Source organism: Chryseobacterium sp. UYP7 (assembly GCF_056279225.1).
On record NZ_JBWBQW010000002.1, the window covers coordinates 640,570 to 660,840 of the forward strand.

General features: G+C 37.4%; 17 protein-coding genes. 3 read left to right on the forward strand and 14 right to left on the reverse strand.

The genetic code is table 11. The annotated features are described in order from the left end of the window. Nucleotides 1-26: 26 nt before the first annotated feature. The 6 genes from ACZ9HT_RS07285 to ACZ9HT_RS07310 form a co-directional block, all read right to left on the reverse strand. Nucleotides 27-593 (reverse strand): 1-acyl-sn-glycerol-3-phosphate acyltransferase, encoded by a 567-nt coding sequence (locus tag ACZ9HT_RS07285; protein ID WP_476039803.1) that lies wholly within the window; start codon nt 591-593, stop codon nt 27-29. Between the two features lie 369 nt (nt 594-962). Continuing rightward, nucleotides 963-2,669, reverse strand: coding sequence for a PspC domain-containing protein (locus tag ACZ9HT_RS07290; protein WP_476039804.1), 1,707 nt, complete (start codon nt 2,667-2,669; stop codon nt 963-965). Nucleotides 2,670-2,673: 4 nt separating this feature from the next. Then, nucleotides 2,674-3,045: a PadR family transcriptional regulator gene (locus ACZ9HT_RS07295; RefSeq protein WP_476039805.1), complete on the reverse strand. Its 372-nt coding sequence runs from the start codon at nt 3,043-3,045 to the stop codon at nt 2,674-2,676. 304 nt (nt 3,046-3,349) lie between these two features. Beyond that, a complete protein-coding gene (locus ACZ9HT_RS07300; protein ID WP_476039806.1) occupies nt 3,350-5,710 on the reverse strand; it encodes a GEVED domain-containing protein in 2,361 nt (786 codons plus the stop codon). A gap of 164 nt (nt 5,711-5,874) precedes the next feature. After that, nucleotides 5,875-6,165, reverse strand: coding sequence for a chaperone modulator CbpM (locus ACZ9HT_RS07305; protein ID WP_476039807.1), 291 nt, complete (start codon nt 6,163-6,165; stop codon nt 5,875-5,877). Then, nucleotides 6,162-7,094 carry a DnaJ C-terminal domain-containing protein gene (locus ACZ9HT_RS07310; RefSeq protein WP_476039808.1) on the reverse strand — a complete coding sequence of 311 codons (933 nt, stop codon included), beginning with the start codon at nt 7,092-7,094 and terminating at the stop codon, nt 6,162-6,164. The genes ACZ9HT_RS07305 and ACZ9HT_RS07310 overlap by 4 nt, the downstream gene beginning before the upstream one ends. Nucleotides 7,095-7,257: 163 nt before the next feature. Here ACZ9HT_RS07310 and ACZ9HT_RS07315 point away from each other — a divergent pair, with 163 nt between their 5' ends. Then, entirely contained in the window at nt 7,258-7,905 is a 648-nt protein-coding gene (locus ACZ9HT_RS07315) for a hypothetical protein (protein WP_476039809.1), read from the forward strand. A 65-nt stretch (nt 7,906-7,970) separates the two neighbouring features. Then, the gene (locus ACZ9HT_RS07320; RefSeq protein WP_476039810.1) at nt 7,971-9,200 is read left to right on the forward strand and encodes a dicarboxylate/amino acid:cation symporter; all 1,230 of its coding nucleotides are present in this window, start codon (nt 7,971-7,973) and stop codon (nt 9,198-9,200) included. 64 nt (nt 9,201-9,264) lie between these two features. On the opposite strand, the gene ACZ9HT_RS07325 is transcribed toward ACZ9HT_RS07320, so the two are convergent. The 8 genes from ACZ9HT_RS07325 to ACZ9HT_RS07360 all read right to left on the reverse strand — a co-directional run bounded on the left by ACZ9HT_RS07325 (nt 9,265) and on the right by ACZ9HT_RS07360 (nt 17,611). Then, nucleotides 9,265-11,775 carry a M1 family metallopeptidase gene (locus tag ACZ9HT_RS07325; RefSeq protein WP_476039811.1) on the reverse strand — a complete coding sequence of 837 codons (2,511 nt, stop codon included), beginning with the start codon at nt 11,773-11,775 and terminating at the stop codon, nt 9,265-9,267. 43 nt (nt 11,776-11,818) lie between these two features. Further along, a complete protein-coding gene (locus tag ACZ9HT_RS07330) occupies nt 11,819-12,043 on the reverse strand; it encodes a hypothetical protein (protein WP_476039812.1) in 225 nt (74 codons plus the stop codon). Nucleotides 12,044-12,260: 217 nt separating this feature from the next. After that, entirely contained in the window at nt 12,261-13,055 is a 795-nt protein-coding gene (locus ACZ9HT_RS07335) for a thymidylate synthase (protein WP_476039813.1), read from the reverse strand. Nucleotides 13,056-13,133: 78 nt separating this feature from the next. Then, on the reverse strand, nt 13,134-13,574 hold the full coding sequence (locus ACZ9HT_RS07340; protein ID WP_476039814.1) for a hypothetical protein: 441 nt from the start codon (nt 13,572-13,574) through the stop codon (nt 13,134-13,136). A gap of 136 nt (nt 13,575-13,710) precedes the next feature. Then, on the reverse strand, nt 13,711-15,057 hold the full coding sequence (locus tag ACZ9HT_RS07345; RefSeq protein ID WP_476039815.1) for an alpha-amylase family glycosyl hydrolase: 1,347 nt from the start codon (nt 15,055-15,057) through the stop codon (nt 13,711-13,713). Between the two features lie 114 nt (nt 15,058-15,171). Then, nucleotides 15,172-15,759, reverse strand: coding sequence for an IS1096 element passenger TnpR family protein (locus ACZ9HT_RS07350; RefSeq protein WP_476039816.1), 588 nt, complete (start codon nt 15,757-15,759; stop codon nt 15,172-15,174). A gap of 130 nt (nt 15,760-15,889) precedes the next feature. Beyond that, a complete protein-coding gene (locus ACZ9HT_RS07355) occupies nt 15,890-16,924 on the reverse strand; it encodes a sensor histidine kinase (RefSeq protein ID WP_476039817.1) in 1,035 nt (344 codons plus the stop codon). Nucleotides 16,925-16,933: 9 nt separating this feature from the next. Further along, entirely contained in the window at nt 16,934-17,611 is a 678-nt protein-coding gene (locus ACZ9HT_RS07360) for a response regulator transcription factor (protein WP_476039818.1), read from the reverse strand. Nucleotides 17,612-17,801: 190 nt separating this feature from the next. Between ACZ9HT_RS07360 and ACZ9HT_RS07365 the strand changes: the two genes are divergently transcribed. Next, nucleotides 17,802-20,270: a TonB-dependent receptor domain-containing protein gene (locus ACZ9HT_RS07365; RefSeq protein WP_476039819.1), complete on the forward strand. Its 2,469-nt coding sequence runs from the start codon at nt 17,802-17,804 to the stop codon at nt 20,268-20,270. The last annotated feature ends 1 nt before the right edge of the window (nt 20,271 follow it).

Here is a 20,271-nt window from a genome sequence, read left to right on the forward strand (position 1 = left end):
TGGTAAGATTAAGATTGATTTATATGCTAATAAATTTTCGGATTCCATTTTTCAGGATATTTTGGCGTGATCTTTTTGTAATACTCCTCCATTTCTGCCATGATATCTTCGAACGTTCGCGTTTCCAGATCCTCCACAGAAATTTTGTAGGCAAGATGAATCTGTTTATTTTTGAAATCTCCGGCGGAAACCACAATCGGAACTTTGGCAGCCAATGCCATGTGATAAAAACCTTTGCGCCATTTTGCAACGCGACTTCTGGTTCCTTCGGGCGTAATTACGAGACTGAAACTGTCTTTCGCAAATTCATCAACTACAAACTTTACGAGATCATTTTTTTGGGAACGGTCGATGCCAATTCCACCCAAAGCTTTTACAATAAATCCGTACCAGGCTTTTGTATGTTCATCTTTAATAATAACCTTCAACGGTTTTTCTAAAGACCAAAAGGCAAGATTTCCCAAAATATATTCTTCGTTGGAGGTATGTGGCGCTACAACCAGGATGCAACGGTCAAGATTATCGACATCGCCTTCTAATACGACTTTCCAGCCGATTATTTTCAGGATTAAATTTGCTATAATTTTTTTCATATTAAAATGGTGAGGATGAAGAAATTTTTCGACTGACCTTAAACAAAAAAGTACAACCAAAAGACTTGGTTATACTTTACAAATATATTGAAATTATTTTTGTCTAGATTAAGCTGCTGATGAAATCCATGATTTTCATTGCGATTTCGAATACGAACTGTACCATGATTTTATTTTTTAATTGTTAAATGATTAAGGTATTCTTTAACACAACGAAATTACTCTATTTTTTAATCAGAAAAGAATCGCTAATGTTAAATTTTCTTTAAAGTTTTAGGATGATGAACAAGCGAAAAGACCCTCACTCCAACTCTTCCAAAGATGGAAAATTAATTTTGGAATTACTGATCTTTTGCTCGTCCACTCTCATTACTTGGTTTTGATGGAAATTTCTTTTTTGCCGTTTTTAATGGAAATATCAACGTTTTTGAGATCTTTGAAATCAACATTCATCGAGTCGATCATTTTATTACCAACTTCTTTGGATACTTTTTTACCATTTACGATAATGGAATCTTTGTTTCCAGAATAGGCAACAATAGAATTTTTACCAATGTTCATTGACACTTTATCAGATCCGTTCCCATAATCGTCATCATCATTTTCAACCGTACCATCGCCATTTAAATCACCTTCCAGCTGAAGAACATTATCTCTCACTTTGAAAATTTTGGTCTGTTTTGGAACTACCAGTTCATAATTTACACGGTAATCACGGAAACGCTGATCGTAAGGATATTTCATAAAATTTGGAAGCAAGATCCTATTCCCCTGAATTTCTACAGGAATCTCGAGCTGAACCGGAATATTATAACCTTTACCTTCTTTTTTAATGATCAAATAAGGTGTTGTAATATCTGATTTTCTGGTCACATCAACTGATGGATAATCTTCTTCGTAAACCATTTTCTTGTCTGAGAACATATCGTCGTCGTACGCAGTAAAGTTCTGTGGAATCGTTACCTGTTTCATATCGACATATAAACTGTCGGAAGTTGTGTTGATCTCAACATTTTGAGTATCTTCTTTATCTCCTTTTAAGAAAGCTTCTTTTTTCGCCATACTTAAGCCAAAGAAAACACCAAGTGCCATTAAAGTGACAAATAAAGCGCCGATCACCCAGCCGATATTTCGTAATTTGGTCTTTGGAGAAAAGATTTTGATGCTTAGTAAGCTGAAAAGAATGGCCGGAATTAATGATCCAATAATAATGATTGCAGATAACACTTTGTATAATCCATCATCATCAAAATAGAATTTCATTTCGTTTGCACCCGGAAAGTTAGAATCTACACCAAACATTCCGAAGAGTACAAATACCCCAATAATGCTGCTGACTGCCATTAAGGCTAAAATTCCACCGACGAAATATTTGATCACATTCCAAACTCCGCTTCCGGCATTGTTAATATAGGGTTTGTTTTCTGTATAAATTTCTCCAACTCTTTGCGTAGATTCATTGGCAAACTGAACTAATTTGTTGGATTCATTTTTCAGGTTATCGAAATTCATAGGCTTTCCCTGCATTTTCAAAAAATCGGTAGCCGTTTCTGCTTTAGGTAAAACCGCCCACAGAATTACGTAGATCAAACCGATCAAAGTGGTAGAGATCGCGGCAGTAAATATTCCTAAAATCGCAATTCCTAACCAAATGGCGCGCATCGCACTTACATCCATCCCAACATAATGTGCTAAACCTGCACAAACACCGGCAATTTTTTGTTTTTCCGGATCACGGAACAATTGTTTTGCACCGCTGTAATTTGCAGAAGTACGCTGTTCTTTTTTTGCAGGTTTTTCGGAGAAGTAGGCTTCTTCCTGTTCCTCGATCTGTTCTGGTCTCCCGATCTGAGAGATCACTCTTTCAACATCAATATCATTGATCACTTCACGTTTCCCTAAAGAATCTTTGAAGATCTCGACCATTCTGATCTCGATATCGTGCATTACTTCTTCTGCCTCATTGGCATCTAAAGAGCTACGGAGTGCAGCAAGATAATCACTAAGTTTAATATATGCGTGTTCCTCGATAGTGAATGAGAAACCGGCAAGTCCTATTGAGAGTGTCTTGTTCATGGTATTAAGGATTTGGTTGGAACGAGCTTTCAGGTGCGTTCGTCGGGTTATTGTTTTTAGTTATTTGATTTACAGAGTCTGTTAACTCATTCCAGGTATTACGAAGTTCTGCAAGAAATAAATTGCCTTTGTCTGTAATCTGGTAATATTTTCTTGGCGGTCCTCCTGTAGATTCTTCCCATCGGTAAGAAAGGAATTCGCCGTTTTTTAATCTTGTGAGAAGCGGATAAAGAGTCCCTTCCACCACATCCAGTTTTCCTTTTTTAAGTTCATCGATCAAATCGGAAACATACATTTCGCGCTGTTCGATCAAACTCAAAATACAGAATTCCAGAATTCCTTTTCGCATCTGCGCTTTGGTGTTTTCTGTGTTCATTATTATTTGGGTTATTAATTAGTTTAATTACTAAAGTATGTTTTTGAGAAATTGATAATCATCGATTCATTACTCCTTCTCAATCTTACTATGCAAAGATATAAAATAAATTTAGTATTATGCAATACAAAGTAGTAAATATTTATAATATTTTTTAAGATAAGTCATTGTCATTGATCTCAAATTCAAAAAAAACGAGTATTAAAAGGTGTTTTGAACGAAGTGCTTTCGATAAAAATTTTCAAAAAAAATCCGCCTCATTACTGAGACGGATCTATATTTAATTATAAATATTATGAAAATATTACTTTTTAATTGCTTTGATGGATTTAACAGTACCATCTTTCATGTGAAGTGTCACGATGTAAAGGCCGGTATTTAAATTTGAAAGGTTAAGTTCTGCAGTTGCTTTCATAGTTTTAACCAGGCGCCCGGAAACATCGCTGATGGAGATTGATTGAACTCCTTCAATACTTGATATTTTCAACACATCATGAAAAGGATTCGGATAAATGCTGATCGCATCTTTCGTAACTCCAGATGTTCCAGCAGTAGCGCTGTTTACGTTCAAGGTATAATCTTCGATCTGCCCATAATCCGACTCTTCTGTACTGCAAGCATTTGCGAAAAATGCAAGATCAGGATTAAATTGAGGACCATTTGCTCCATAGAAAGAAGATTTTACTCTCATTCTGGTTTGTCCCAGTTTTGCATCGTCCGGAACTGAAACCGTTCCTGTAGCCGGAGTTCCAAAACCGTCTGATCCTAAAACAAAAATGAAATTTTCTGGCGTGGTGAAATATTTTTCACCTGCATCATTAAAATCACCATCTTGATTCCAGTCGATAAACACTGCAAAGAAATGTCGGAATGTGCCGCCATCTGTATTAGCATTTAAGGAAACAGGATAATCAGCTCCCGTTAAAACGGTTCCTACTTTATCTAAGAAATATTCGTGAGAAGGTGTTCCATCTATCGTTGCGGAGGTGGTATTATTGATCCCTGCAAATGTGACATTCGTTATTGGCTCTACTGCACCATAAGTTAAAGGCCCACAATACACTAAATCCCCGGTCGTGAAGGTAATTTCTGTACAACCTGTTGCAGAACCCGCTAAATTATAAGGTACAACCTTCGCATATAATTTCGTGTTTACGGGCAGAATCGACTGGTAAAAATTTGTACTTACAGTCGTGCCATTTAAAATATCATAAACACCGGCAGAAGTTCCGACATATAATTTATATCCGGATGCGTTTGTTACCGCTGGCCAGGTAAAATTTGCATTTGCAGGAACATTGGTCGCATTATTTACGGGGTTAGTAAATGTAGTACATACAGGAACTACAGTTGGAGCGGTGATGGAAAGGGTATAATCTTCAACCTGTCCGTTGCCGACATCTGAGCAAGGATCTGCTAGAGCATCAACCAAAGTAGTTGTCGAGCTATTGAAATTATACTTGATCCTCATTCTCTTATTTCCAACAGCAGTATTTTCCGGAACTTTAAGTGAGCCTGTTAAATTATTGGTAGCAGCTGCTCCCTGAACAAAAGGTTCTGTTGTAAAGTATCTTTCATTAGCATCATTAAAATCACCATCGTTATTCCAGTCGATAAAAACAGTCATGCCAAATCTGTTGGTTCCAGCTCCTTTTCCGGTAACCTTTAAAGGATATGTTAAACCTTGATTTAAAGTAATTACTGTACCCGTAAAATCTTCGTAAGCCGGCGAACCAACCACAGCCGATGATGTTTTAGTAATCCCACCTAAATTTACAGATGAAATTGGGTAAGTGGCATTAGGTGCAGTAGAGTTAATAGGACCACAATAATTAATGGTATTATTAGTCGTGAAAGAAATCGCTGTGCATCCTGAAGCGTCTCCGTTTAAGTTGCTTGGTATTATCTGTAAATAGTATGTTGTATTTGGCGCTAAAGCAATATCGGTACTCGTACCTACAATAGTAGTATTGATCACATTTGACGATCCTGCAGTAGTTCCTACTTTTAATTTAAAATTGACCGCAGTAGGTTCATCATTCCACGAAACTTTAAGATTTCCGGCAGAAACTGTAGTTCCGGCGACAGGACTAATGATCGTTGTACAAGATGGAGGATTAACTACACTCGCATCCTGATTTATAATGATGTCATCTACAGAAATAGATCCGTTATTGGTTCCGCTTTTTTCAAACCAAACTCCAATTCCATATATTTTGCCAGGCTGCAGAATTCCGTTAGGAATGTTTCCCGTTAAAGAAGAACAGGTTGTAATGGCGTCTGCTGCTAAATCGAGTTCCGTTCCAAAAGGAAAAACTGACCATAAACTGGTTTCAGTATCAAACTCAAAATACGCCAGACTAAGATAACCCGTAAGCGCAGATGATTTTTTGTAGCTTACACTTACATCGATCTGTTGTCCGTTACCACTTTGAGAAATCGTATTCAGGTCGACCATAAAACCAGTCTGCGGAATCGCATCGCTGATCATTAGTTGTCCACCATTCGCTCCGGTACACGCTGCAGAGGTTGTTCGGGAACCACCACCGAATTGTTTGTAAATTACGGCGGAGTAATTTGGGTCTTCAAAATTGCCGTTATAAGAATACTGGGCCTTTGCATTTATTCCAAATACCAGTAAACAAGCAAGTATAAAATTCTTCATAATATTTTTTGTTAAAGGCGCAAAACTAATAAATTTCTATAAGAGGAGATGCATAATTTAATAAAAATTAATCATAAAATCAAATTTTATTTCTCAATTTTACAAACCGAATAGCATTGAAAATCAGCAGCAAAGGTGTTTTCAAGGAATTTTGTAACCTTCATTTACAAATTATGGTCAAGAGTCGAAAATCGGGATAATTTTCTATTCTCTTCTCTCAGGATTTCCATCTTTTGCAGCAGGTGATGAATAATCTCCATACCGGGCAAATTCACCTCCAGATCGTAATGCCAGGTTGCGAACCGTTCGAAAGCCGGCAGTTCGTCATAAAGCAGATATTTCACCTCATTGTCCTGTTCGGTTTTCAGTAATCCAGATTCTTCTAAAGAATCGAAAAAAGTGATTTCAATATTATAAATTTTTACGAGTTCTTCGCGGGATATTCTTTCACTCATGTTCTTAGATCTTTTAATTGTTGAAATAATTCTTTCTCTTTCTCGGTTATGTTGGTAGGAATTTTAATAAGATAGGTCACAAAAAGATCCCCAAATTCACCTTCTTTTTTGTAAACAGGAAAACCTTTTCCTTTCAGCCGAACTTTAGTTCCGCTCTCGGTTTCGGGTTTTACTTTTAAATTCACCGTTCCGTCTAACGTCTTAATCGGAACTTCGCCGCCTAAAACAGCCGTGTAAAAATCAATTTCTACCTCAGAAGTCAAATTGTCTCCATTTCTTTTAAAATGAGCATCTTCTTTAATATTGAAAGTGATAAACAAATCGCCGCTTGGTCCGCCATTCACTCCTGGATTTCCGTGGCCTTTTAATTTAATTTTCTGCCCATCGGAAACACCGGCAGGAATTGTAATTCTTACTTTTTTCCCATTGATATCAAAAGTTTGCTGATGCGTTTTTGCAGCTTCTCTTAAGTGAAGGTTGAGTTCTGCCGAAACATCCTGACCTTTAAATTTCCCCGAAGCACTGCCTCTGGAACTTTGTCCAAATCCGGAATTTCCGCCTCCGCCGCCAAACATACTCTGAAAAAAGTCCGAAAAATCTGCACCTTCGCCGAAATCTGCACCACCGAAACCTCCGTAACCGCCGCCCTGTTGACCTTGGTATTGCCGTTGTTGCTGCTGTTGCGCTTTTTCATACTGTTCACCGTGTTTCCAGTTTTCTCCATATTTATCGTACTTCTCGCGATTTTCCGGATGACTTAAAACTTCGTTGGCTTCGTTGATCTCCTTGAATTTTTTTTCGGATTCTTTATCACCCGGATTCACATCTGGATGATATTTACGAGCCAGCTTTCGGTAAGCTTTTTTTATTTGATCGGGAGTAGATTTCTTATCAATTCCCAGAGATTTATAATAATCGATATAGGCCATAAAAAAAATGATTTATTCAAATTTAACAAAACAATTAAAGATTCTGTTTTAAAGTTATGTTAAATATTAAATCTCCTTTCTTTAAATCTGAATAAAAACGCTATTTTTATCTGGTTCAAAGTTCAAAAAACACCTTTAATACAACTACTGAATTTAAAATCTGATGAAAAATTTCCTTTTAATTTTAGCTTTAGTAACCTTGTTTCACTGCCAGAAAGAAAGTTCTGATAAAGCAACAACTTCCAGTAAAGATTCCAGTTTAAAAACTGTGGACTCTGCGAATATTGTTTCGGATCCGGTTAGGGTCGAAAGCAAAGACCAAGTTTTCAAAGAGCTTAACAGCCAAATTCTCGCCACTTTGAAAGATAAAAACTACAGAGAATTCGCCGCCTACATTCATCCGAAAAAAGGAATTAGTTTTGCGATGTATTCTTATTTAAATCCTCAAAAAGATAAACATTTCACGCGCAAAGATTTTTTGGACTACCTGAATAAAAATACACAATTTACCTGGGGCGAAAAAGACGGAACCGGCGACCTATATGTTTTACCTATTAAAGATTATCTGAAAGAATGGGTTTTTCAGAGAGATTTTACAGATGCGAAATTTTCTTTAAATCAATTTAAGGAGAAAGGAAACACCATCAATAACATCAAGAAAATTTATCCAAATTCACAAATTGTAGAAAATTATCTTCCCGGCACAGAAATTTACAGCGGTATGGACTGGAACTCTTTGATTTTTGTTTTTGATGAATTTGAGGTAAACTATTACCTTATCGCAGTCGTCAACAATTCCTGGACTACATAATGAAGTGGACCATCTTTCGAAATTATTTTTAAAAATTCCGTTTACCTTTGAATAAAAATAAATAAATGAAAGCCATTCTGAAAAATTATTCCGGAATTATTTTACTTCTGGGTGGAATTATGATCGGCAGCCTTGTAGGAATATTTTTTCCAAATGTTGTAAGTTACCTGAAGCCGCTCGGTGATGTTTTTCTGAATTTACTTTTTGTAAGTGTTGTTCCGCTCGTTTATTTTGCGGTTGCCAATTCCATTGCAAGCGTTGAAAAAGGCGGAAAATTCGGCAAGATTATCTTCTCTATGATTATCACTTTTCTTCTTTTCATTGTTATAGCGGCACTTTTCACCATAGCTGCGGTCTATTTATTCCCTACCGAAGCTTTACCTTCTACTTCTGCAGCAATTATCGACAGCGGTGCAAATGATACGTGGGGCGATAGAATTGTACGCTTTTTTACGGTCGGTGAATTCTCCGAATTATTCTCCAGAAAAAATATGCTCGCTTTATTGATCTTTGCTTTTCTCACGGGAACATCAGCACGAAAAGCGGGTGAAGCGGGCGAAGTTTTCCGAAACTTCTTAGCCTCCGGTTACGAAGTAATGAAGGAGCTTTTGCTTTTGGTTATGAAAGCCGCTCCCATTGGTTTAGGCGCTTATTTTGCTTTTCAGGTTGCCACAATTGGGCCGCAGCTTTTCGGGTTTTATGCGAAACCGCTTGGTTTATATTACACTTCGGGCATTGTTTATTTCTTCGTCTTCTTCACGATTTATGCTTTTTTAGCGAAAGGAAAGATCGGTGTTCAACAATTCTGGACAAACAATATTTACCCCAGTTTAACTGCAATTTCCACGTGCAGCAGTTTTGCTACGATGCCCGCAAATCTACAGGCTGCTGCCAAAATTGGAGTGCCGGATTCCATCGCAAATATTGTGATCCCAATTGGCAGCACACTTCACAAAAATGGCTCGTCGATGTCTTCTATCATTAAAATATACGTCGCGTTTCTGATCATTGGAAAGGATTTTTTTGATCCTATGAATTTACTTTTAGCTTTAGGAATTACTATTTTCGTTAGTATTGTTGCGGGCGGAATTCCAAATGGTGGATATATCGGTGAAATGTTGATGATCTCTGTTTATCAACTTCCACAGGAAGCAATTCCCGCAGTAATGATCATTGGAACGTTGGTGGATCCTTTAGCAACGGTGCTTAATGCGACGGGCGACACGGTTGCCGCAATGTTTGTAACGAAGATTTCCGGGGAAAAATTTAAACCACCGAAAGAGTTTGCTCCATAAATTTCAAAAAAAAAGGGCTTCCAAAATCGGAAGTCCTTTCTAATTAAAGTCGAAAATTTAAATCTTATTTGTAAACTTCAATCGTTTTATTAATCAAATCGATCTGCTTATTAATGGTTGGACTTGAAGGATTTGCTTTTAACACAATCATTTTTTTAGCCAAGCCTTCTTTCAGGATTTGAACGATCATCATTTTCGCTTGTGGATTACTCCCGATCTGACCTTTAACCTGCGTTAAAACTTTGGTCACATTTTCTGTCGCTTTTAAATTATCGGAGCTCATGATCCAGTTGAAGCCTTCTTCGGCAACCGTTCCCAGTTCTGGATTTTGAAACTTTAAGAAAGGATAAAATGCAGCAGTAGAAGCAATTGCAGACATTTGCTTTTCGATCTTATTTTTCACGATCGTCGGCATTAACTCGGCAATTAATTCATCACCGGCTCCTTCCAAATCAATCTTATCCGCCAAAGCAGCAACTCGGGAAGGATCAACTGCGGCGATTCCGGAAAGTGAATTCGCTTTTACAGAATTGGAAACGGCGTTCATTCCTTTTTCAAAAAGCGGCAAATATTTTTTATCTTTCGTTTTACCTAAAGCCGAAATTGCGGCACCCTGAACTAAAGTTTTAGGATCATTAGAAGCCATTTTTTCAACTTCAGCAAGAGCTGCTTTTGCGTGATCAGGTTTAGATAAATCGATTCCGCTCAAAGCTTTCATACGAATTCTAAAATTCGGATCTTTTAAAGCGGCCACTAAAGTTTTTAAAGAAGCTGGATTTTTCGCAACCGTTTCCGCTGCATTATCAACGGCTTTGTACCGGCTTAAAAACTCTTTGGAACCTGCATATTGCATGAAATATTGTTCCGGGGTTTTATCGTCTGTAAATTCTGCCACCAAAACTCCATCTGCATTAATATTCACCAATTCCGGATTTTTTGAAACTGAAAAAGTGAAATCATTTTTCTCTTTTGCATCTACCCAAACATTTTTTCTGGTAGGTTTTCCGTTTTCAAAAACATCCATCGCTAACGGAAACTGGAAATTTTTGCCGATCTGAGTTTGATTAACAGAAACAGTCACTTGCTTTTTTACAGGTTCATAAGTTGTAGTGTAGGAAATTTTCGGATGACCGCTATCGAAATACCACTGATTGAAGAACCAGTTCAGATCTTTCCCGGAGACTTTTTCTAAAGAAAGTCTTAACTGATGCGCTTCGCCTGTACCATATTCATTGGTTTTTAAATAATCCGTGAGTCCGCCGAAGAATGCGTCATCCCCTAAATAATTTCGCAGCATATTCAAAATGGAGCCGCCTTTATTGTAAGAAACACCATCGAACATATCTTCGCGCGAATGATAATTAAAGCGCACCAGATCTTTTGTAGGATTTGATGGATCCATGAAATATCCTTTCAAATTTTTCATTAAACCATAATCGGCGTAGTCTTTTCCGTATTTATGCTCGTTCCAGAGATATTCTGAATAGTTGGCAAAAGATTCATTAACGGTAAGATTGCTCCAGCTTTCGGCAGTGACTAAATCACCGAACCAGTGGTGAAACAATTCATGAGAAATCACGTCTTCCCATTTATTTTCGTCGATCAAGTCACCGGGTTTTTGTTGTGCAGATTCCTGGTGAAGCGTCGCAGTGGTGTTTTCCATGGCGCCAGAAACATAATCTCTACCGGTAATCTGCGAATATTTAGACCATGGATAATCGTAATTCAATCGTTTAGAAAAGAATTCGATCATCTCCGGAGTATTACCGAAAATCTGTTTTGCGTAAGGTTCATATTCTTTTTCTACGTAGTAATTAACCTCGATATTCCGCCATTTATCTTTTACGACAGCATAATCACCAATTCCCATAAAGAAGAGATAGGGCGCATGTTTTTTGTCCATTACCCAATGATCGGTTCGCAAATCTTTGCCTTCTTTTGTTGATGATTTCATGATACCGTTAGATAAAGTCACATATTTATCGGGAACGGTCATGTAAATTTCTTCGGTTGTTTTCTGGTTGGTTTTATCGATGGTCGGGAACCAAACCGAACTCGATTCCGTTTCACCCTGCGTCCAGATCTGCGTCGGTTTATCGGCATCTGTACCTTGTGCATTAATGAAGTAAAGTCCTTTTGCATCGGTAATTGCAGCGCTGCCTTTTTGAGTTACCTCGTTCGGACGTGCGGTATATTTGATGTAAACCGTATAATCCTGAGTCCTGTTATACGTTTTGTCGAGATTAATTTTGAGCATGTCGTTTTTATACTCATATTTCAAAGGGGTTTTGCTGCCGTTTTTATCCAGCGCCACTTCGTGAATCAACATGGCTTTGGCATTTAAAACCAAAGAATCGGTGGGATAAAAATAGGGTGAAACAGTAAGCCATTCTTCGCCGCCCATTTGCTCTTTCTGGTAATCGAAATTTACTTTTAGTTTGGTGTGTTTCAGTTCAGTCATTTTGGTGTGTGACGGTCTGTACACTTCCGTTCTGCCAGAAGTTTCAGTTTGTGCAAAAACATTTCCCGAGAACATGATCCCGAGTAAACTAATGGAGATAATTAGTTTTTTCATATTTATTTAAGTAATTTTTTAGTAAAATTTTCCAATGAAGAATCTATGATTTTTTATTAACAAAAGTTTCAAACAAGTCATTCACAAACGATTCATAGTCGCCAGTTTTTAGTTGTTCTTTACTTTTCGTCACGGCTTTTTTAAGATCACTGTCTTTATTATCTTCATCGATAATTTCGACCGATTTGATGCCTTTAATTTGAATTAAAAGCTCTGCGATCTTGCCTAGATCAGAATTTTCGTCGAGGTTGATTTTTAATGATTTCATTATGTGATTGGTAGAGAATTTAAAAGAAAAGTTACAAAAAAAAGTGAAGCATTAACTTCACTTTTATTTTTCATGCTCTGTTCACTTTCAGAAGGCTTTTTTTACGAATCAGTTGCAGCCCGGCTTGAACGGAGCTCTTTTTGTGGAGCAAAGCGAAACAAAAAAGCGAGAGTGGAAGACGGAAAAAGCTGCCCAAATAATAAATACTAATCTAAAATTAAATCGCAACAGGCGCCTTAATTCCCGGATCCGGAGCATAATTTTCTAAAATGAAATCTTCAAAATCGAAATCGAAAATATCTTTAATTTCTGGATTTAGTTTCATTGTTGGTAAAGATTTTGGCGTGCGGGAAAGTTGTTTATGAACCTGCTCAAAGTGATTGTTATAAATATGAACGTCCCCAAAAGTGTGCACATAATCGCCGACTTTTAAATCACAAACTTGCGCTACCATCATCAATAACAGAGCATAACTCGCAATATTAAAAGGCACGCCTAAAAATACATCAGCACTTCTTTGATAAAGTTGCAAAGACAATTTTCCATCGGCTACATAAAACTGAAACAAAGCGTGACAGGGTGCTAAAGCCATATCTGGAATTTCGGAAGCGTTCCAGGCGGAAACAATTAATCGGCGGGAATCTGGATTTTTTTTGATCTGGTCGATAACGTCGGTGATCTGATCGACAACTTTTCCGTTTGCCCCCGTCCAGCTTCGCCATTGAGCGCCATAAACCGGACCGAGATCGCCATTTTCATCTGCCCATTCATTCCAGATAGAAACGCCATTATCATTCAGATATTTAACATTGGTATCGCCTTTCAAAAACCAAAGCAGTTCATAAATAATGGACTTTAAATGAACTTTTTTGGTGGTGACCATGGGGAAACCTTCGGATAGATCGTAGCGCAACTGATATCCGAAAACGCTTCTTGTTCCGGTTCCGGTCCGGTCGGTTTTATCGGTTCCTTTGTCTAAAATATGTTGAAGAAGGTCGAGGTAGTTTTGCATTTTTTTTAAATGAGTAATTGGTAATCAGCAATAAGTACTATTGAAAATATATTTAGTGATTTACAAAAATAGTAATTTTTACCAAAGGTTCTGAATGATTTGTTTGGTGTTATTCAGCGAAATTTCTTCGCCTTTTTTCTTGCCGAATAATATTTTACCCAACGGACTTTCTGTAGAAATGACGAAAATTTTCTTTTCATCGAAAATGATCTCGCCGAGTGATACTGCAATATAAAAAAATCCTTTTTCGGTCTGCACCAAACTTCCTAAACCTATTGTTTGATGAAGACTGGTATTGAGAAAAGTCAAAGAATTTTTAGCCCGAACATTTTCATTCAGCTGAATCTGGAGATTATTGATTTCCTGCTGAACCATTTCGCGCGTCGTTTCATATTTGTCTCCCATCGAACTTTTGGTTTCGTTGTTGGAAGCGCGGGTTTCGGAAATCATTTTTTCTAAAACTGCAATCTTTTCTGACAATTTTGCCTGGATGATTTTGAGGATTTCGGATTTGTTCATTTACATGCTGTAATAAGTTTTGGCTAACCATAGTTTTGATTAAAAACGGGCTAAAGCCCATTCCTATTAATTGCTGATTGAAATTATGATAACAATTTCCTGCGTTTACAGTGCTTCGATCTTTCAAACAAAATCGCTATTTCTCAAAAACCGAATAATCGCCAGGTTTCATTTCGAAATTTTTGCCGGTAGAAAAATCACGTTTTGTTTGATTGAAAACATTTTTATATTTACCAGAAACATTTGCATCATTAATGTTGAAATTCACCGCATCCTTCGACATATTTAAAACAACTAAAACCTCATCTTTTCCATTTTTTCTTAAATAAGCTAAGATCTTATCGTCGGCAGAAGTTTGTAAAAGAAAAGTCGTAACCGCTGGATCGCCGCCACGCAAAGCAGGATTGGAAGATTTTAAATTCAACAACGTTTTATAGAACGGCGCCATTTTATTGTCACCATTCCAGTCGATGACATTTTTTTCAAAAAATTCCAGACGTTTCATATTAGGTAATTCCTGTCCAGAATACAAGAGCGGAATGCCATTCCAGGTTGCAGAAAAAACGGCTAAAGGTTTCGCAATAAGTCCATATTTCTCGTACTCGGTTCCGTTCCAGGTATTTTCGTCGTGATTGCTTGTGAACCAGGCACGCATTGAGGAATCTCCAATTGCAGAATATTTTTGAAGCAGATCTTTTAAGTCAGAAAGCGGCAGATTTTTTTTGTAGTAATCTTCGGTTTTGTGCATCCAGGTCCAGGAATAACTGGCATCAAAAACTTTTCCATATTCCGGATTATCGAGTTCATCAAATTCACCGATGAAGAACAGAGGTTTTATTTCTTCTACCTCGGGTCTTGCCTGTTCCCAGAAATCAACTTCGACCCAACTTGCCAAATCACAACGGAAACCATCGATATTGGTTTCTTTTACCCAAAACTTCATGGCATCGATCATCGCCTGTCTCATTGCCGGATTTTTATAATCCAATTCAATGATATCATCCATTCCGGAAGCGATATGAAACTTCCCATCTGCGTCGTGAAGGTAATATTCTGGATGAGAAACCGTCCATACATGATCCCAACCGGTGTGATTGGCAACCCAATCAATGATTACTTTGAAACCCATTTTGTGCGCTTCATCAACCATATGTTTAAAATCTTCCATATTCCCGAATTCAGGATTTATGGAAACATAATCGTGCGCTGCATACTGACTTCCCATACTTCCCTTTTTTACCTTTTGGGAAATGGGCGTTACGGGCATGAACCACAAAGTTTTTACTCCCATTTCTTTTAAACGCGGCATTTCTTTTTCGAAAGCGCGAAAGGTTCCTTCTTTGGTATATTGTCTTACGTTAACTTCGTAAATATTGGTATCGTGTTTCCACTCGCTGGAAGAATCGGTCATTTTTGAATTTTTTTGGGTCGTACAGGAAAGAATTCCCAAACTGATGAGGGTTAAAAGAAAAAGTTTTTTCATTCTGAATGATTTGTGACAAATATATTCATTTTTTATCTTAATTATTAAGAATCATCCTTTGAAAAACCTCACTTTCAGACCAAAAAAAACCTCTGAAATTCAGAGGCTGTATTTTTAAATATCTTCGTTGTCGCCTTCATCGCTGAAGTCGTCTCCAAAGCCATCGTCTTCATCGTCATCAAAACTTTCGTCATCTTCATCTGCAAAACTCGTTGCATTAAATTCGTCTTCAAAACTTCCGAATTCATCATCCATTAAAGGTATGGCTGCACTTTTCCCATTTTTCTTTACAGTTTTACTCGGTGCTTTCAAAGGCATGTTTCCGAAACGGAAAACGGTGATCGGATAATTTACAGCATGTTTCTCCTCAAGTTCTTCCACCTTCTCGCAGAAAAATTCCCAGAGATCCATAAATCCGTATTGAAACTGCAGTTTAGCACCGTCTTCTTCAAAAGCTTCTGTAAGATAAACATCGCTCATAATTTCGCCGTCGCCATCATCGCTCATATCTTCCATCGGCACCGTTTTTATAATGACGCCATCTTTATCAAGAATATTAAAAAGAGACAAATCATCGCCCATAAGACTAAATGCACTTTTGATTCCCAAGTGCAGATTCCAAAGAGTCTGCTTTGCTTTGATATCGATATCTCTGAAGATATCATCTTTAGCGTCTAAAATTACACGTATCTTATAAATCATTTTTCCTTTAAAATTTGGTATTGTTTTACTTAGATTTACTTGCGGGTACAAATATAAAACAATTGATTTTTCACAAAAAAGAATATGACCTCTTTTTTTCTGAAAAGTTTTGCTTACATTTTGCCGCCCTCTAAATGCTTTTTTCGAGCAGAAAACTAAACTTGGTCCCTTCCAGATATTTGCTTTCTACCATAATGTTTTGGCCATGCGCCTCCAGGATATGTTTTACGATGGCCAGACCAAGACCGGAGCCGCCGTCTTTTCGATTTCTGCTCGTTTCTACACGATAAAATCTTTCGAAAATTCTTGGTAAAACTTCAGGCTTAATTCCCATTCCATTATCGGTAACTTCAACCAGAACTTTATTTCGCAGGACATTTGTTTTGATGGTGATCTGCGCTTTATCCCGATTCGCATAATGAATCGCGTTGGAGATTAAATTGATCAAAACCTGGGAAATTTTATGCTTATCGGCATTTACAAAAATCTGTGCAGAAGAGGTTTGAAGTTGAACTTTGGAGTCTTTTCTCTGCGCCTCCAGATCCAGAAGATCAATAATCTCTTTGATCAGAATATTGATGTCGAAGTTTGTAATATTTAAAGTGATCTCGCCGGATTCGTACTGGTTGATCATATCCAGATCTTTTACGATCGTGAGCAGCCGTTCTACGGACTTATCGATTCTTTCTAAATATTTATCACGAACGGTAAGATCATCAACGCCGCCATCAATCAAAGTTTCTACATAACCCTGAATCGAGAAGAGAGGCGTTTTGAGTTCATGAGAAACATTGCCGATATATTCTTTCCGATAGGTTTCCATTCCTTTCATCGTGTCTAATTCGGTTGCATTTTTTTGACTGTATTGAGAGAACTTCTCTCCTAATTCCTGAAAATTTAAATCAGCATCATCTTCCTGACCAAATTCTTGTGGAAGAATGGTGGAAATTCGGCGGATCTGTTTTTTTCCATAAAAATTAAAAAGATAGTCGAGAATGATATAGTTGAGCCCAAAAATGATGACCACGCACCAGAAAAATGCGAGATAAAAAGTCTTTTCGTCGTGAACGATCCTGTCTTTCGTATAATCAAAAACCAACGCGATTATGGACATTGCGATGGTTAAAAAAACGGAGGCGAGTAAAGTTAGTTTGTGAAACCTCATCTCACAAATCTACACAACTAATTTATAACCGATCCCCTTTAAAGTTTGAATGGTATTGATACCAAGCTTTTCGCGCAGTCTTCGAATATGAACATCAATGGTTCGTTCACCAACGATGACATCATTTCCCCAAACTTTTTCGAGAATTTCGTCGCGTTTAAAAACTTTATCGGTATTGGAAGCGAGCAGATAAAGCAAGTCGAATTCTTTTTTCGGCAGCATAAATAATTGTCCGCCCTTTGAAACCCGGAAGTTATCTTTATCGATAATTAAATCACCGATCTCTATATTTTTTGAAGAATCTGAAACTTGAGAAGTCAATTGCAGAAGCGCATTAACTTTAGAAATTAAAACTTTCGGTTTAATGATCTTTACCACATAGTCGTTGGCGCCTGCCTGAAATCCAGCCAGCTGAGAAAACTCTTCGCTTCGGGCAGAAAGAAATACGATAAGCGTTTTTTGAAGTTCCTTGATCTTTCGCAGATCCTGACAGGTTTCAATCCCATCTTTTTCAGGCATCATTACATCTAAAAGGATCAAATCGGGAATGATCTGCCGGGCTTTTTCGATGCCTTCATTTCCGTTTGTAGCCGTAGAAACTTCGTAACCTTCCTTTTCTAAATTATAGGAAAGCATTTCCAAAATATCTTGTTCATCATCTATTAAAAGAATTTTTTTCTGTTTCATTGTAAGTTTTTACCTCTCAAAATTAATCAAATTTAACATTGAAAATCAGGGCAATTTAAATGTTCATAATTATTTAACACAGATGCCGATCTGTTCAAAATTTCTTAAACTAAAATTAAAACTGAGGCAACACCAAACCGTAACGCAATTTCGTCCTTTGCAAAGAAATAGAAATCTAACAAAGAAAGAAATGAAAATCAGAAAACTGAGCGTTGCGGTTTTATTCTTAATATCCTCCTCCAGTCTATATTACGGACAAGAAATAAAGAAGGATTCGGTACGGAACGAAAAGAAGATCGAAGGCATCGAATTAAGAGGTTCTTTAAAAAAAGGCTCTGAAAACAATATCATCAGTCTCCAGAGAAAATCTGTAGAAGTGATCGAACGGGTTGGTTCTGTTCAACTAGAAAAGCAGGGAATCAGCGACGCAGCAACTGCTGTTACGAAAGCTTCCGGAACACAGAAACAGGAAGGAAGCGGACAAATTATCATTCGTGGTTTGGGTGACCGATATAATGCGACAACATTGAACGGACTTCCGATCCCATCGGATAATCCGGAATTTAAAAATATTAATCTGGGCATCTTTAAAACTTCGATCATCGAATATATTTCTTTGGATAAAGTGTACAACCCGAAATTCTCCGGTGATTTTGGAGGCGCCAATATTAATATTGTTTCGAAAGAGCATTCCGGAAAACCTTACTTTAAAGTAGGCATCGGAAGCAGCGTTAATCTGCAAACTTTCGACAAAAATGATTTTAAGTTACAGGATGGCGGTCCGGGATTTTTCGGATATAAGGAATCGACTTTTAGAAAAGGAGATCCGAAAGTTCAGTATCCTTTCACGACAAGCTGGAATTTTAAAAACGCGGAAAACCCTTTCAATTCTAATATGGAGTTTGAAGGTGGCGCAAGACTCGGAAAATTTTCTGTTTTTGGATATGCCGGATTTGAGAATAACTACACCTACAGCGCAGGAAAAGAAGGGTTTTATGATTCTACCGGAGATGCGATCAAAGATCTGAATGTAGAAAGATACGTGTACAGCACAAATTCTACAGCTTTAGTAAATGTTGCCTATAAGATCAACTCCAAAAACAAGATTAGTTTAACTTCTAATTTCATTCATTCTTCGGATCAGGACGCAAGATTTTTCAAAGGATATATGCGGGAGATCGGAACGAATATCATTATTAACAGAGGCGATAACAAAATCACTTCTACCATGATTAATCAATTGTACGGAAACCATAAAGTAACCGACACCTGGACCGCAGATTGGGGCGTTAGTTACAACATGATGAACAGCAAAAGACCGGATCGTCTTCAGAACACCTTTGATGCAAATACTTTGAATCTTATCACCGGAAGCACGATCAATAACCACCGTTATTTCGATGAGCTTGTTGATAACACGGCAAACGGGTTTTTAAATATCACGAAGGAGATCAATAATCTGAAAATTAATTTCGGCTACAACGGATCTTACAAAGACCGACAGTTCGACAACACTACGATCGGACTGAACTTCGCGATTCAGGCGCCGGTAGATCCTAATAATGTTGATGCCTTTATTAATCCTTCCAACAACGGAATCATCCAATACAATACTTTCCGGAATGACAGTGAGCGATATGTTCCTTTTAATTACAGCTTCAAACAAAATATTCAGGCGGGATTTGTAAATCTTGATTATAAATTCAGTGACCGGTTTATCTTACAAGTAGGGGGAAGATTCGATTACGTGGATATGAAAAGCAATTGGGACGATGCTATTTTCGGAAAAGATAAAAGCAATAAAACGTACAATAAATTCTTACCTGCTTTGAATGCCAAATACAGCATTAATGACAGACAAAATTTAAGATTTTCTGCTTCAAAAACGTACACACTTCCACAGGCAAAAGAGTTGGTTCCAACCGGATATTATGATGTTACGACCAATGTTTACGGGAATCCCTTCCTTTTTCCCTCCGATAATTACAATATGGATCTAAAATGGGAGCTTTTCAGCAAACCGGGCGAAGTACTTTCAGTTACAGCATTTGGCAAGTACATCGAAAATCCGATCGCCAGAACAACTTATTCAACGGCGGCTTCCAGTGATATGACTTATTTCAATATCGCCAATTCGGGATATGTTGCAGGCGCGGAAATAGAATTCAGAAAAGATATTTACAAAACGGAAAACTCCAAACTCTATACTTTTCTGAATGCAACTTACATGAAATCTGAGCAAAAATTAAAATCTGAGGCAGAATTTGCGAAAGAAAATGGTGGCAAGATCGTGCAGTTTAATGGTCAAAAGACCGATGATATACAAGGTGTTGCTGATTTCTTAGCTAACGTAAACTTAGGTTACAATCAAAAACTTAACTCCAGCAATACCGTAGATTTCGTGGTTTCTTACTCTTATGTGGGGAAAAGCTTATTCTCTTTAGGAACAAATAAAGTCGGGAATTTTTACGAAAATCCTATCCATCTTTTAGATGCTAATCTGAAATTCAATTTCAACCAAATTGGGATCGGAATTAATGCAAAAAACCTCATCAACTCCGAAAATAAAATAGAACAGGTGATCAACAATGTTGGTTACACGCATCGCAGCTATACGCAAGGGCGACAAATCGGTTTGAACTTATCTTATAAATTTTAAA